At 44.5% G+C, this 13,886-nt stretch carries 13 protein-coding genes; 12 read left to right on the top strand and 1 reads right to left on the bottom strand.

Annotation, left to right across the window (positions count from 1 at the left end):
* Nucleotides 1-8 precede the first annotated feature (8 nt).
* From IGJ05_RS10390 to IGJ05_RS10350, 9 genes are all read left to right on the top strand, one after another.
* Complete coding sequence (locus IGJ05_RS10390) at nt 9-794, top strand: PhnE/PtxC family ABC transporter permease (protein WP_266166250.1); 786 nt, start codon at nt 9-11, stop codon at nt 792-794.
* 14 nt (nt 795-808) lie between these two features.
* On the top strand, nt 809-1,525 hold the full coding sequence (locus IGJ05_RS10385) for a tyrosine-protein phosphatase (protein WP_015508766.1): 717 nt from the start codon (nt 809-811) through the stop codon (nt 1,523-1,525).
* A gap of 189 nt (nt 1,526-1,714) precedes the next feature.
* Nucleotides 1,715-2,083 (top strand): YxeA family protein, encoded by a 369-nt coding sequence (locus IGJ05_RS10380; RefSeq protein WP_017144459.1) that lies wholly within the window; start codon nt 1,715-1,717, stop codon nt 2,081-2,083.
* 294 nt (nt 2,084-2,377) lie between these two features.
* On the top strand, nt 2,378-3,724 hold the full coding sequence (locus tag IGJ05_RS10375; protein ID WP_266166249.1) for an amino acid permease: 1,347 nt from the start codon (nt 2,378-2,380) through the stop codon (nt 3,722-3,724).
* A 107-nt stretch (nt 3,725-3,831) separates the two neighbouring features.
* Nucleotides 3,832-4,260, top strand: a complete 429-nt coding sequence (locus IGJ05_RS10370; protein WP_016609078.1) for a DUF1761 domain-containing protein — start codon at nt 3,832-3,834, stop codon at nt 4,258-4,260.
* 241 nt (nt 4,261-4,501) lie between these two features.
* Nucleotides 4,502-5,002, top strand: coding sequence for a hypothetical protein (locus IGJ05_RS10365; protein ID WP_266166248.1), 501 nt, complete (start codon nt 4,502-4,504; stop codon nt 5,000-5,002).
* Nucleotides 5,003-5,446: 444 nt separating this feature from the next.
* On the top strand, nt 5,447-6,763 hold the full coding sequence (locus tag IGJ05_RS10360) for a hypothetical protein (RefSeq protein ID WP_266166247.1): 1,317 nt from the start codon (nt 5,447-5,449) through the stop codon (nt 6,761-6,763).
* A gap of 45 nt (nt 6,764-6,808) precedes the next feature.
* Nucleotides 6,809-8,194 carry a hypothetical protein gene (locus IGJ05_RS10355; RefSeq protein WP_266166246.1) on the top strand — a complete coding sequence of 462 codons (1,386 nt, stop codon included), beginning with the start codon at nt 6,809-6,811 and terminating at the stop codon, nt 8,192-8,194.
* 4 nt (nt 8,195-8,198) lie between these two features.
* Nucleotides 8,199-8,972, top strand: coding sequence for a hypothetical protein (locus IGJ05_RS10350; RefSeq protein ID WP_266166245.1), 774 nt, complete (start codon nt 8,199-8,201; stop codon nt 8,970-8,972).
* Between the two features lie 100 nt (nt 8,973-9,072).
* Here IGJ05_RS10350 and IGJ05_RS10345 read toward each other — a convergent pair whose 3' ends face one another.
* Nucleotides 9,073-9,999, bottom strand: a complete 927-nt coding sequence (locus IGJ05_RS10345; RefSeq protein ID WP_266166244.1) for a methyl-accepting chemotaxis protein — start codon at nt 9,997-9,999, stop codon at nt 9,073-9,075.
* Between the two features lie 218 nt (nt 10,000-10,217).
* On the opposite strand from IGJ05_RS10345, the gene IGJ05_RS10340 reads away from it, so the two are divergent.
* The 3 genes from IGJ05_RS10340 (at nt 10,218) to budA (ending at nt 13,819) form a co-directional block, all read left to right on the top strand.
* Nucleotides 10,218-11,177, top strand: a complete 960-nt coding sequence (locus IGJ05_RS10340; RefSeq protein WP_266166243.1) for an alpha/beta hydrolase — start codon at nt 10,218-10,220, stop codon at nt 11,175-11,177.
* A gap of 254 nt (nt 11,178-11,431) precedes the next feature.
* Nucleotides 11,432-13,084 carry an acetolactate synthase AlsS gene (gene alsS, locus IGJ05_RS10335; protein WP_010748583.1) on the top strand — a complete coding sequence of 551 codons (1,653 nt, stop codon included), beginning with the start codon at nt 11,432-11,434 and terminating at the stop codon, nt 13,082-13,084.
* Between the two features lie 18 nt (nt 13,085-13,102).
* Nucleotides 13,103-13,819, top strand: coding sequence for an acetolactate decarboxylase (budA, locus tag IGJ05_RS10330; RefSeq protein ID WP_266166242.1), 717 nt, complete (start codon nt 13,103-13,105; stop codon nt 13,817-13,819).
* The last annotated feature ends 67 nt before the right edge of the window (nt 13,820-13,886 follow it).

Raw genomic sequence — 13,886 nt, 5'->3', positions numbered from 1 at the left:
AGGAAGCGATGACAACAAAAATTGCATTATCTACGAAAAAAGAACGACTGCTGACTTTAGGCACGATTTGTGGCCTCATCTTGTTGCTGATCACAAGTGTGGCTTTGCTGGACTTGGAGGTCGCGCGCTTTTTAAGCCGTTGGCAAGATGCTGGGACGATTTTGGCAAAATTTATGACCCTCGACTTTTCAAAAATCATTCCAGCGTTGGGCCAATTGTTTGTGTCCTTGTGTATGGCGATCTGCGGCTTATTCATCGGGTGGCTCATTGCACTGGTATTAAGCTTTCTTGGAGCAGCCAACACCACACCGCATCTTTTCCTTTCAATGCTTATCAAGGGCAGTGTAGCGGTAGTACGGGCCGTTCCAACCCTAGTGTGGATCTTGATCGTGGTGGCTAGTTTAGGATTTGGGAATACCTCGGGGGTTTTGGGACTGGTTTTCCCGACGGTGGGGTATTTAACAAAATCCTTTATCAGTTCGATCGAAGAACAAGACGCGGCAATCATTGAAACGATGCAAGCCACCGGTGCCGGCTGGCTGCAAATGATTACAGAAGGCCTGCTGCCTAACTTGAGCAGCCGCTTTCTAGCCTGGACGTCGATTCGTCTGGAAGGCAACATCGCTGAGTCGATCTCACTTGGAATGGTAGGCGCCGGCGGGATCGGCATGCTCTTGACGCGGGCGATCGGTCAATACAATTATGGTGAAATTTCGATGCTGATTTTGCTGATCTTTTTCACGATGATCAGTGTCGAATTAGGGATCGGACAAGTCAAAAAACGAATGAGATAAGGAGACGATCAAGAATGTACACACGATTGCCATTAAAAGGAACCTATAATACAAGAGATTTAGGCGGTTATGCCGCAAAAGACGGAGCAACTGCCTGGAAGCGTTTCTTAAGAAGCGACAGTCTAGCCAATCTACATCCAGAAGATATCGCTTTTTTACAAAGGTATCAGCTGACGACCATCATTGATCTACGGACGACCTTAGAGATCGAAAAGGAGCCAACACCTGTGATCGACGGTGTGGAGAACTGGCCGATCTCCTTGATTTCAGAAACGATGGGGGATGTGACCCAACTGGAGCAGCCGCTGATTTTCAATATGGCGGAGCTGTATATCCAGATGATCGAAGACCGTAAAGAGCAAATCAAGCAGATCATGGAAACGATGGCGGCTGCCGAAGGTTGTGTGCTGTTTCATTGTGCGGCGGGCAAAGATCGGACGGGTGTGATCGCTATGCTGCTGCTTCAACTGGCAGATGTCGCAAAAGCCGATATCATTGCCAACTATCAAACGACGCACACCTATTTAGCTGCTAACCCGCTGGTAGCTCAGCAAGTCCAAACGATCACGAATGAGATGTGGCTGTCAGCACCTGAGTACCTGTTGCCCGTCTTAACGCATCTGGAAGAAACCTATACCGATGCGTATCATTATTTGCGGACGATTGGTGTCGCGCAAGAGACCCTCGTTCATTTGCAAAGCAAGCTGATCGATGTGGCAGTGACGGTTTAAGGGTCACGAACAAACGGAACATCTAAGTGAGGGACTACTGCTTCTTTTGAAAAAGTGGTCCCTTTTTGTCTTAGTCACAATGACCGACAGAAAAATACGCCTTAAGTTTGATTATATTTATCGCTTGTTTTTTTATACTGAAGGTAGATAGAAAAAACGGAGGACAATCACTTGAAGAAAGCAATTAGTATGATCCTGCTCGTGTTAACGATCGGGACCGTCACATTGGTTACATGGTCTTATTTTACGAAAGATGATTCCAGCGAACTGGTTCAGCTGGTGGATCGTTTCAATCCGTTCGTACCGGAGAAAAAGGTCTATATCAAAACATCCGACGAGTATGGCGTGTTGCAAGAACACGATTCCTACGAATATACACAAGAAGGGGTCAATGAAGATGGGCAAAAGATAAAAATCACTTTTTGGGCACCACAAAAGCTAAAAGAAAATGCCTACCTAGAGCTTGATGCAAAGGGCAAACATGTGGAGTCGTATCAAGAGGTGACCGAACAAGATCTCCCTGACGCCGTCAAAGACGAGTTGGTTACGACTCATTGATCATCATGCCTGCTTGAAAAAAGGACAGGAAGTCATTTCCCGCAAGTTGGGAGATGGCTTTTTTCGTGCATTCACTTAGAGAAAAGCTCGCCAAGATTTGATTTAGGTGAAAAAGATTAGAGGATGATAGAATTTTCAGAAAAAATAGATAATTTTTTCAATTCTTAGTTGCAATAGCAGAAGCGTCTGGTATTCTCTATGAGGTAGTTAAAAAAAATTATTCATATAATTAAAAATAGTAACAGTGAGAGAATCACCTTTTATGGAGGATCAACGGTTTTCAAGGAGGAACCTATGACAGAAAAAAATCAATTAAAAAAGCAGATGAAAACCAGACATATCACTATGTTGGCACTAGGTGGCGCCATCGGTGCTGGCCTATTCAAAGGCAGCGGTGAAGCGATCCAGTTAGCGGGGCCTGCGGTCTTGCTGGCGTTTATTTTTTGCGGGCTGATCTTATTTGTCGTCATGACAGGACTGGGACAGTTGGTCTTATCTGACCAAAAACAACATGGCCTTTCGGGCTTAGTCCAGCCATATCTTGGCGTGCATCCAGCCGATTTCATCGACTGGATCTACTGGTCGATGTGGATGATCAACATCATCGCCGAAGCAGTTGCTGCCGCAAGCTTTTTGCAGTTGTGGTTTCCCAATATTCCAGCTTGGATCTTTGTGTTGATTTTGGCACTACTCACGACCATCATCAATTTGTTTTCGGTTCGCTTGTTTGCGGAAACGGAATATTGGCTTTCCTGGGCCAAGATCAGTGTGGTGATCGCGTTGATCTTGGTGGGTCTCTATCTGGTTGCCACGCAAGTCTTTGATTTGGGCTTTTTCCCGACGATGAGACAAATGACAGACTATGGTGGTTTTGCCCCTCATGGTCTCAAAGGATTTATCAATTCGTTATTGGTCGTAATCTATTCGTACGGCGGTTCTGAATTAGTAGCCATTACGATCAGTGAAGCGGAAAATCCCAAAAAAGCGATCCCGCAAGCAATCAAAGGAGTGATGACTCGGATTGCCGCTTTTTACATCATTCCCTTGTTTCTTTTACTGATCATTTATCCGTGGAATCAATTAGCCGATCCAAATGTCAGTCCTTTTGTGATGGTGTTTCAAAAAATCCATGTCCCATTTGCCTCCGACATCGTCAATTTAGTGATTATTTTGGCTTTGTTTTCGTCAATCAATTCTGGAGTCTATGCTTCTTCAAGAACGTTGTTTTTCCGATTAAGCAACAATGGCCAGAAAAAAAGCCGCTTTACGATGCTGAATAAAAACAGCGTGCCCCAACGAGCGATCATGTTTTGCAGCGGTACTTTATATCTTGGGGTCGTTCTTTCTTACTTTTTAGGCGACAAACTCTTCAATTATCTAGCAGGCTCCCTGTCTTATACTGTACTGCTGATCTGGTTGCTGATCAGTGCGGCGGCGTTTGTTTTGGTACGCAAGCAGAAGAAAATGGGCTATACGATTTTCTTGAGTGGGGCGATCCTTGCACTGATTTTGCTGTTTGTCGGTATTTTGATCACTAACCCATTGGCGGTCACTGGCTTCACCGCATTATTGTATACGATCATTTTTCTTAGTTTTTATTGGAACCATCGAAAAATTGAGAAAACCAGTGAAAAAAGTTGAAGAAACGTCCCTTAAGACATAAACTGATGGGGAAGGAACCCCGCGTTCGGTTGTTTCTTCGGTTCTCAGGAATGTGACGATAAAATAAAGTGTAGGAGAAAACGAAAATGGTTAATTTTTGGACATTGATTTTCGGCACCCTCAGCTGGGTCGTGGTGGAAAGTCTGCTTTACAATCCGATGCATAAGTGGGGCAAGTTTTGGGCGAAAGAATCAGGAATGGCAGAGAAGATGGCTGATCAGCAGATGACGACCGGTGACATGCTCTTTACCTTTGGCGGCACGATCGTTGGTGGAATCCTCTTATCAGCAGCGACCTATCAAGTCGTTTATTGGTTTGCAAAATTCGATCATGATGGTTGGCTGATGACCTCCTTGCAAGTCGCTTGTTTATTGTGGCTAGGGGTTTATGGGGTCGCCACCTTCGTGATGGCTGTTTACTCAGGACAGTCCCGCAAATTAGTCGGGCTGCATCTTGTGAATGGGTTTCTAGGAGTGATCGTTTTAGGACTTGTTGTCGGATTGATTGGACAGTAGGCAACGATCATACCCCAGCGAGAGCGTTCAAAGGTCTCAACGAATCAATCCTAAAGAAAGCCGATCTTGTTTCAACAAGGTTGGTTTTTTTTGTGTGCAAAATTATCCTTACTATAAAAAAAGGCTATAAAAGCAAATAATTTGTGCTATACTAAAAGCACTTTAATCTGTAGAAAACCAAATCCGCGGATTGCGGAAAAATCATCAAAGAAGCAAAATTAGGGGCAACGAGGAGGAAAAAATGAAAACGAAAAGCATGTTAGGTAGAGGAATATTTGCTGCCGTTTGTTTAGCGACACTATTTTTTTTGACAAGCTGCAGCAGCTCAAGCGTTGACTCTGCAGCTGCGAATCAAGTATTGACCAATAGCAACAGTCATCAACAATATGCTTTGTATCTATTTGAAGATGGAAGGATCACTGTCAATAAAACGCTGACTTTTTTTACCAATCCGAATCAGGAACCTGCGGACTTGGTAGAAGAACAAGAGACACAATTAGCACAGATCAACGAAACACTACAAGCAGAGTTTCCCAAAAGCAAAGCACTGACTGCGGCAGACATCGGTCCTATGCACACCTTTGAAGTGACAAATGCCCAAGTGATCATTGATCAAGAGAAAAGGGAAGTGCGCATGACTGGCGATGATTTTGAGAAAGTATTCAAAATGGCGGACAACAATGACAAGCGTCTGATCGATGACGAACAAAACGAGTACGAATTTTCGTATGAGGAAAACTAGCAAGTGACAAAAAACGGCTGCCTCCGACGAGACAACCGCTTCAGACTGTAGACAAACCTTAGACAAAAATGAGGTTTGTCTTTTTTTCGTTGCAAAATTTAGTGGCTATTACGGAAAATATTTTACGCAACTAGCAAATCATCAGATATTTTTATCAATAATAAATAGATTTAAGGTATTTTTTATTATAAAATGATATAGAAAAGAGTTGTTTTTCGTTTGCGGTTGTTTTTTGGTTAAACAGCTCTTGGTACAAATACACTTGTTTGCTTCATCACTGGAAAAAATGTTTCGAACAAACGGATGAGAGCGAGCAACTACCTGCAAACAAGCAGCTTTCCTTCGCTGCTTCCCCCAACTAACACCATAAAAAAGATATTCCCCCTCACTTGCAACCAAGCCACTTCATTGATAAGAAAATCAGTATGTGCAAAAGGAGAAGCAATGAAAATCACACAAATCCAATGTCCCAGCTGCTTGGGTCAGTTAACCGTTGACTGGGAGACAGGAAAAGCAGTCTGCCAGTATTGCTTAACGAAGTCAGTCTTACATTCGCCGCCAAAACAAACGCAAGAAGCTTCGAATGAACAGGTTCCCGTAGTTTTTCAAGAAGTCAAAGAAGGGTTTTATTCGTTTACCTTTAATGAAGACGAGGTAGCAAATGCCTTGAAAAAATGGCTGATCCAACAGGAATCAGTTCCTGAGGACATTGTCGTTCATCTTGAAGTCAGCGAGATAAAACGATATTTTATTCCGATTTATGAATTTCAGGTGACCTATACGATGCACTGGGAGGGGGCCTTTGGCTACGATACCCATTCCATTGCTTGGGACGGCTCGCATACGACCACGTGGGAAAAGAAGCGAGGCGACCATCCAGATGAGACGGTCATACTCTATCAATGCGGCAGTTCGGAGGTGATCGAGCAAGAAATTCCTCAGAGCTTCGAGGTCAATAATGAAATGAAAAGAAAACCGCACTTTAGTACCGATCAAAAGGAATTTCAACAGCTAATCTCAGCACATGCTATTCATGCTTTTCCCTTTGATATTGAGCAAGAGCAGGCGCTCTTTGGTTCTGAAAAACAAGCGGAACTGAGAGCCCAAGCGAATGCCGTGATCCAGAAGAAAGAATCTGCCGATCATCTAAAAGAGCTACACCTAGATCTTTCCCTGATCAGCTGTGCTACAGAAAAGCTCTACTTTCCCCTGTATATGGGCACCTTCAAGTACCAAGAGCGATCCTTTGAATTTGCGATCGACGGCAAAGATCCTGACCGAATGAAGCTGCCGATTATCCCACAATGCCAAGAAACCTTACAAACGGTTGCGAATTTTTCAAAAGCTCGCAAGGTTTTTGGCTGGTCCTCTGTACTCTTTTTTACGTTAGGTGTGCTCCTGCTGTTCCTTGCACTATTCATTTCTGAATGGATCACTCTAGGAAGAGTGTTCAGAGCTGTCATAGGGGGGATTGTCATGAGTTCCCTGCCAACTGCCGTCTATTGGGTAGTATCGGGGATAGTGTTGCACTTTCTAAAAGAACAGTATCTCAAAACAGTCCAAAAATTTAGAGATGAGCTTAAAAGAGAATTATTAGGTAAGAAGACGGCCGGGGCAGCTTTGTTAGCAAACTATGAGAAGCGTGGGAAGCACCTTGCAAGAATCAGGAAATTTTATGAATGGCTCGATACGCTCGCTTATGTGGTCGTGATCGCTACCCTTATTTGGAATATTATTTGGAACATTCGTCGGTTTTTTTGATAAGCCATCTTGTTGAAAAAAATGATTCATAAAAAAGGAGAAAAAATGAAAATCACACAAATCCAATGCCCCAGTTGCTTAGGGCGTCTAGAAGTTGATTGGGACTCAGGAAAAGCAGTCTGTCAGTATTGCTTGAATGAGCTGTTGATCAAACCGGAACAAAAAAAACAGGAACAAACAAACCAAGCCGTCTCGCTGAAAGAGTTGCCACGCATTCAAGGGACCGTCAAAGAAGGATTTTATCCGTTTGCCTATGATGAAAAGGCATGTGAAGCTGCGTTGAAAAATAAACTAGCCTGGCAAGAGACCATCTCGGAAAGTATCTTTTTTGAACTAGAGATGGTTCATCTAAAACGTGTATTCATCCCGATATATTATTTTCAAATTGCTTATGATGCGCAAGTGAGAGGGAGCTATGTCCACGAGGAACAGCAGAGGGAGAGTGGGCGCATTACTGCCGACATTTCTTTACATAACAGCGGGAACACAACGGTTTTCAATGAATATTTTCCTACGGATACCCAAAAAGAAGCGGATTACAGTATCAATGGCAAGCTGCCGTTGCATCTTCAAAAAGGTGCCGCCTATTGCACGGATATGCAGCAGTTTTCGGCACTTAGCCAAGACGTTCAGGTGCTGCCCTTTGATATTTCCAGAGAAGCAGCACTTGCTGATACCCATCTATTGGAAGTCTTTGAAGCAAAAGCGAAAGACCATTTGGTGGGAGCTGAGGTTGCCAATGAGGTTCAACTGACTCTTTTTCCGAAACAATGTGATACGGAAAAACTGTATTTTCCTTATTACATTGGTGAATTCAAGTACGGAAACCAAACCTATTCTTTCGTGGCTGATGGCACCGATGCTGAACGTCTTTTTCCAACCCAGCTTCCTGAATGTGAACAGCTCGTGCAAGTGAAAAAAAGTTTTTCCAAAACCAGCAGGATCCTTGGAAATTCTTTCTGTATATTTTTATTGTTAGGTATGCTTTCAGGAACGTTCTTGAATCTTTTTTTTGGTGGATTTTTAATGCCTGCCGTTGTCTTTAGTCTGACTGTTTCAGCGATCATCTTGCTGATTGCTTGTGTCGTGACTTGGTATTTCTTGCTCGTACCAGAGGTCAAGTTTTTCTCAGAGTACGGCAAATTCAAAGCAGAACTTTCTCAGGCATTGAGTCAATCGGATGCATCAGCAACTGCAGTGAAGAAAGCTTTTGAAACGCGTAGGAAGAAACTCGTCCGACAGACAGTATTTTACAGCAGTCTGGAAAACATGGCGTATGAATTTGCCTTGATCCTTTTTTTAACATTCCTTATTTGGTATTTCGGTTTTTATGGCTTATCGCTTCTAGTGCTGCTGGCGTTTTTCAGCTGGAATACGATCCGTATCTTTACTACGGATAGCTCCGATACCTGTATCGAAACGAAAAGATGATTCAATGGATATTATTCCGATTCAATGCCCCCACTGCTTAGGAGAACTAGAAGTCAATTGGGACGCTGGCACGGCGATTTGTCTGTATTGTCGTGGGAAAATGGTGATCAAACGGTCATTCGATCCTACCAAAAGCCCGCATGCCAATCCTATGACAGCAAAACAGCTTTCGTTGACGCACCTTGCTGTGTTGCTGAAAAAAATCAGTCAGTCAGCTGCTGCCAACCAAACGATGGATCCTCTTCCCCTGGGAAACTCCTCAGCGGCAGGGGGTTCAAGTGATCACAAGCAGTCAAAGCAATCGGCAATGAATCAGAAGTCTTTGATTCAGCAGGCGCCACGCGATCCAGTCAAGGAGCGGCAAACTCGTTTGAATGCTTTTTTGCAAGAGCAAGATTTTTTGTTCTATTTTTCTGGAGAAAGACAAGTGCTGCCACGGCAATGGCAAAGACAAGTCCTTACCAGTTTTCAAGTGCCTGAAACGGAGACGCCTCTGGCACTGCTAACGGCACAGATGACTGGCAAGAAAGCGAATGCGGGGCTGCTTTTTGGTATCGAGCGAGTGTATTTGTGCACGTATGAAAAGAAAGAAAAACGAATAGCCAGTTTTTCCTGGAGTATTTGGAAAACTCTTTCCTTTTCGTTCCAACATAAAATCTTTGGCAGTTTTTTGGTGGTTCAACAGGAATATCGTGTTCCTCTTCAAGCATTGGGCCTTGCGACCCAATCATTTTTGCAAGAATTACAGCAGTTGTTGCAAGAGGTGGAGGCTGGCTAGTGCTGAGTATCGATGAAATCAAATAGGGAATCAATTTATTGGTCAAAAAAACAAAGAGAGCGTCGCAAACAGCGGCGCTCTTTTTTTATTCATTTGGTTTCTAGGTTTCCAACTCAGCGTCGTTGGTTTCTGATAAATACTCGGCTTCATCGTTTAAAAGACTGGCCGTCGTTCGCAGCGTGTCGTAAGAATGCAAAACGGCAGCGAGGCTTTTTTGCGAATCACTGATTTTCATGGTCGTCGAATCGGCACTATCTAACAAGACTAAGGCTTGTTGGTTGATGGCTTGCATGGTTGCGGCAATGGTTTGGGTCAACTGCTTGGTCTGTTCAGCTAATTTTTGCATTTCATCCGCAACTACCCGAAAGCCAGCTGCCTGTTCGCCGATCCGTGCCGTTTCGATGGAAGCATTGAAGGACAGCAGTTTGGTTTGTTGCGCAATGCGGTCGATGTCATGCAGCACTGCTGTCACCTGTTGGCTGTCCATTTCTAAGGCATGGGTCGTTGCTTGATTTTGATCAGACAGCTGTTTGACTTGCGCCAAGTTCTCTGACAAATGATCGACTTGCCGGTGTCCGTTGGCAGAAAGTCGTGTCAGGGAAGCCGCACTTTCTTGCACTTTTTTGATAGTGACCGCTAAGGCTTGTTCTCTTTGGGTAATGTCAAAAGCGATTTTGACGACGTTGACGACTTCTTGCTGCTCATCGAGGACAGGGAAGTAGATCCCTTCTAAAATCAGTTTGTCTCCTTGTTTGTTTTTCCGAATGATTTTGTCTTGAAACCGTTGCTTTGAGTAAAGCAGTTGATTCCAGAAAGCTTGGTAATCCGTACTGGCAGCATAATGGTCAAAACAAAAGGTCCGATGCGGCAAGCCAATGATTTCTTCTTGGCTATAACCTAGGATATCCGTCATGTTGGTATTGGCGAAAACAACTTCTTTTTGCGGATCAAAGACTATGACAGCGAGTTCTTGAAAAATAGCAGCGAGCAGACGGTTATTTTGTGTTTCATCTAATGTGAATTTCATACGTACTTACCTACGCCTTTCAGTTTTTTGGGAAGTTTACACAGCGAGTGTCTTACAGTTATCGGTGATGAAGGCAAGGCAGTTAAGAGTGCAAAAACCACCTTTTTTGTCGAACAAAATGCCTGGAAGCAGAAGGAAGCAAGATTCTTTGCATCAGAATGACTTGGTGGTACCCTTAAGGTCAACACGAACGATTTCAAACAAAAGAAGAGAATCGTATGACAGATAGAATTTTGTTGGAAAAAGCAGCCGTTGAATTTAGTGAGGCAAATGCACCGCACCCACGGATCTATGAATTACCGCCAGAAGAAGGGCGCGCACTATTGGAACAAGTCCAAGAGTCACCCGTCAATAAATTGGCGGTTGAGATAGAAGATCAGACCGTAGATACAGGCGAATGGGGGGCCATCAATGTTCGTTTTGTTCGTCCTGAAGGAAATCATGCGATTCTCCCTGTCATTTATTATCTCCATGGCGCGGGCTGGGTCTTCGGCAGTGCCGCGACTCATGATAAATTGATCCGTGAATTGGCGGTACGAACCAACTCGATCGTCATTTTTCCTGAATATAGTCGTTCACCAGAAGCAAAATACCCAACGGCGATCGAACAAAATTATGCGGTCTTGCAGCAATTACCAGGATTTGTCGATGTCAAAGGCTTAGACCTTAGCCGTTTGACCGTGGCTGGCGATTCCGTAGGTGGGAACATGGCGACCGTTATGACCTTGTTGACGAAAGCCCGTGGCGGCATTCCGATCGCACAGCAATTATTGTTTTATCCTGTGACAGATGCCCGCTTTGATACGCCTTCGTATGAAGCATTCGGCGAAAATTATTTTCTGACCAAAGAAGGGATGCAATGGTTCTGGGATCAATACACGACGGATGAAACACAGCGGGATCAAATGACCGCTTCTCCACTACGCGCGACCAAAGAGGAGTTAGCCGATCTGCCGCCAGCGTTGATCATTACAGGCGAAGCAGATGTCTTGCGGGATGAAGGGGAAGCCTATGCGCAGCATTTACGAGCAGCTGGCGTGGAAGTCACCCAAGCACGGATGCAAGGGATCATCCATGATTTTGTGATGGTCAATGCGATGGATCAGACCCAAGCCGCACGAGCGGCCATGACACTGGCTGTCGGTTGGCTGACGGAAAAAAATGTCCCCGCAGAATAAGAAACCGACGAAAGCAGCTTCTTTTTATGCGGTGTTCTGATACAGAAAAGGATGTATGGAGTGGAGCGATCCACTCCTTTTTTTGTCGGAAAAATTGAAAGACGTACACCTGCAGTCTGAAGCAGATGCAAACGCTCTCTAAAAAAACTCGCTTTTATAATACAGATTTTAATAAGTGTTTTTCGTTGATAAATAAATAAAAAGTGCTATTATATGTATTGTGATTAATACAGTTTTTGAAAAGAGGTAATACAGTGAGTGCAAAAGGATCAGAAATCATTGTTGAAAGTTTAGAGAATCATCGGGTGCCTTATATCTTTGGGATTCCCGGTGCAAAAATCGATGGCGTGTTTGACGTGTTGAGTGATCGGGGACCAGAGTTGATCTTGGCACGACATGAACAAAACGCGGCCTTTATGGCACAAGCAATCGGTCGCCTGACAGGAGAGCCAGGAGTCGTCATTGCAACAAGTGGACCAGGAGCCAGTAATTTAGCGACTGGGTTGGTCACGGCAACTGCCGAAGGTGATCCCGTCTTGGCACTAGCAGGCCAAGTGAAGCGTTCTGACCTTTCAAAATTGACCCACCAAAGCATGAATAATGCGGCGTTGTTTGCGCCGATCACGAAATTCAGCAGTGAAGTCCAAGATCCTGAAACCCTTTCTGAAAGTATTGCCAACGCCTTTCGCATCGCAAAAACAGCGAAAAAAGGGGCGAGCTTTTTATCCATTCCTCAAGATGTGACAGACGGAACCGTTCAAGGGGCAGCGATCAAACCTCTATCTTCGCCTAAATTAGGCAGTGCCGATGCAGAAGATATCCAGGCACTCGTCGATCGGATCAAAGAAGCCAAACTGCCTGTCTTACTCTTAGGGATGCGGGCTTCAGGCGTGAAAGAAACACAAGCGATTCGTCAGTTAGTTGCAAAAACTGGGTTGCCTGTCGTAGAGACCTTCCAAGGTGCTGGGATCATTTCTCGTGAATTAGAAGAGCATTTCTTTGGCCGCGTCGGCTTATTCCGCAATCAGCCTGGTGATATGCTGTTGAAACGCAGCGACTTAGTGATCGCTGTGGGGTACGACCCGATCGAATACGAAGCCCGCAACTGGAATGCGGAAAAAGATGCCCGCGTGATCGTTATCGATGAAGTACCGATGGAGATCGATCCATTTATGCAGCCAGAAGTTGAACTGATGGGCAGTATCGCGAAAATTATTGAACAACTATCAAAAGCCATCGATCAGTATCACTTGAGCGAAGACGCCCAAAACTATTTAACGACGCTGCAAACCAAACTCAATGAAAAACCAGCGGATGTCGAAGGCAGCAACAATACCTTGCATCCTTTGGAAATCATCGATGCTTTGCAACAAGAAGTGACCGACGACATGACGGTAACGGTGGATGTCGGCAGCCACTACATTTGGATGGCCCGTCATTTCCGTAGTTATGAGCCACGGCATCTGCTCTTTAGTAATGGCATGCAGACCTTAGGGGTCGCTTTGCCATGGGCGATCGCTGCAGCGCTCGTGCGACCAAATACTCAAGTGATCTCTGTATCTGGCGATGGCGGCTTCTTGTTTTCTGCCCAAGAGTTAGAAACAGCCGTCCGTTTGAAACAAAACATCATTCACTTGATTTGGAATGACGGTACCTACAATATGGTGAAATTCCAAGAAGAAATGAAATATGATCGTGCTTCTGGGGTTGATTTTGGACCCGTTGATTTCGTGAAATATGCCGAAGCATTTGGTGCCAAAGGCCTACGGGCAACCACTAAACAAGAATTGATGGCAGCCATCGAAGAAGGTTTTGCAACGGATGGTCCAGTGATCATTGATATCCCTGTGGATTATTCAGATAATGCCGATCTTGGCAAAACGATCCTACCTGATCAATTTTATTAAGACCAAAGGAGCAGCAAGATGAAAGTGAAAAACAAAAGTTATTTATATCAGCATGGCACCCTAGGTGGGTTGATGCAGGATTTAATGGATGGCACGGAGCAAATCGGCAAAATGCTTGAATATGGCAATTTTGGGATCGGTACGCTGGCTGGTTCCAATGGTGAAGTGATTATTTTAGATGGTGAAATCTACCATGTAGACGAATCGGGCAAGGTGCAAGTGCTCCAAGGAAATGAAGGAACCCCCTATGCGGCAGTTGTTGATTTTTCTGCAGCGAAGCACCTGCAGGTCAGCCAAGAAATGACCGATGAAGAAGTGAAAAACCACGTCCTGACAGAAGTCAGCCCGAATTTGTTTTCCGCTGTCAAAATCCATGGGGTATTTAACAAGATGCACGTCCGCGTTGCCCCAAAGCAAGAAAAACCATATCCAAAATTCATTGAGATCATCCAGCATCAGCCAGAATTTCAGGCAGAAAATATCAGCGGAACGATCGTCGGATTCTTTACCCCGCTGTTGTTCCACGGTGCTGCGGCTGCTGGTTTCCACCTGCATTTTATTAGTGATGATCGGACATTTGCTGGCCATGTCTTAGACTTTGAAGTGGCAGCTGGTGAAGTCGAATTGATGGAACTAGCCGAATTTCGTCAGCATTTTCCTATCGACAACCAAGACTACTTGCAGCGGGAGATCGATGTCGCAAAAATCGCCAAAGATATTGAAGCTGCCGAATAAGCAGCAGGCAGCAAAAATAATTGATCGCCAGTAGAGTGGTCTTGCATCGAATGGAACGCAAAAAAGC

Source organism: Enterococcus sp. AZ167, from assembly GCF_051714025.1.
GTDB lineage: Bacteria > Bacillota > Bacilli > Lactobacillales > Enterococcaceae > Enterococcus_D > Enterococcus_D casseliflavus.
Note: the sequence above shows the minus strand (reverse complement) of the source record. Positions and strands in the feature narration are given on the sequence as shown.

What these genes read in the sequence shown, in the direction of transcription:
- IGJ05_RS10355 (WP_266166246.1), top strand. Translation starts at nt 6,809, where the DNA reads ATGAAAATCACACAAATCCAATGCCCCAGTTGCTTAGGGCGTCTAGAA.
- IGJ05_RS10350 (WP_266166245.1), top strand. Translation starts at nt 8,199, where the DNA reads ATGGATATTATTCCGATTCAATGCCCCCACTGCTTAGGAGAACTAGAA.
- IGJ05_RS10365 (WP_266166248.1), top strand. Translation starts at nt 4,502, where the DNA reads ATGAAAACGAAAAGCATGTTAGGTAGAGGAATATTTGCTGCCGTTTGT.
- IGJ05_RS10380 (WP_017144459.1), top strand. Translation starts at nt 1,715, where the DNA reads ATGATCCTGCTCGTGTTAACGATCGGGACCGTCACATTGGTTACATGG.
- IGJ05_RS10390 (WP_266166250.1), top strand. Translation starts at nt 9, where the DNA reads ATGACAACAAAAATTGCATTATCTACGAAAAAAGAACGACTGCTGACT.
- IGJ05_RS10370 (WP_016609078.1), top strand. Translation starts at nt 3,832, where the DNA reads ATGGTTAATTTTTGGACATTGATTTTCGGCACCCTCAGCTGGGTCGTG.
- IGJ05_RS10375 (WP_266166249.1), top strand. Translation starts at nt 2,378, where the DNA reads ATGACAGAAAAAAATCAATTAAAAAAGCAGATGAAAACCAGACATATC.
- IGJ05_RS10385 (WP_015508766.1), top strand. Translation starts at nt 809, where the DNA reads ATGTACACACGATTGCCATTAAAAGGAACCTATAATACAAGAGATTTA.
- IGJ05_RS10340 (WP_266166243.1), top strand. Translation starts at nt 10,218, where the DNA reads ATGACAGATAGAATTTTGTTGGAAAAAGCAGCCGTTGAATTTAGTGAG.
- budA (WP_266166242.1), top strand. Translation starts at nt 13,103, where the DNA reads ATGAAAGTGAAAAACAAAAGTTATTTATATCAGCATGGCACCCTAGGT.
- IGJ05_RS10345 (WP_266166244.1), bottom strand. Translation starts at nt 9,999, where the DNA reads ATGAAATTCACATTAGATGAAACACAAAATAACCGTCTGCTCGCTGCT.
- IGJ05_RS10360 (WP_266166247.1), top strand. Translation starts at nt 5,447, where the DNA reads ATGAAAATCACACAAATCCAATGTCCCAGCTGCTTGGGTCAGTTAACC.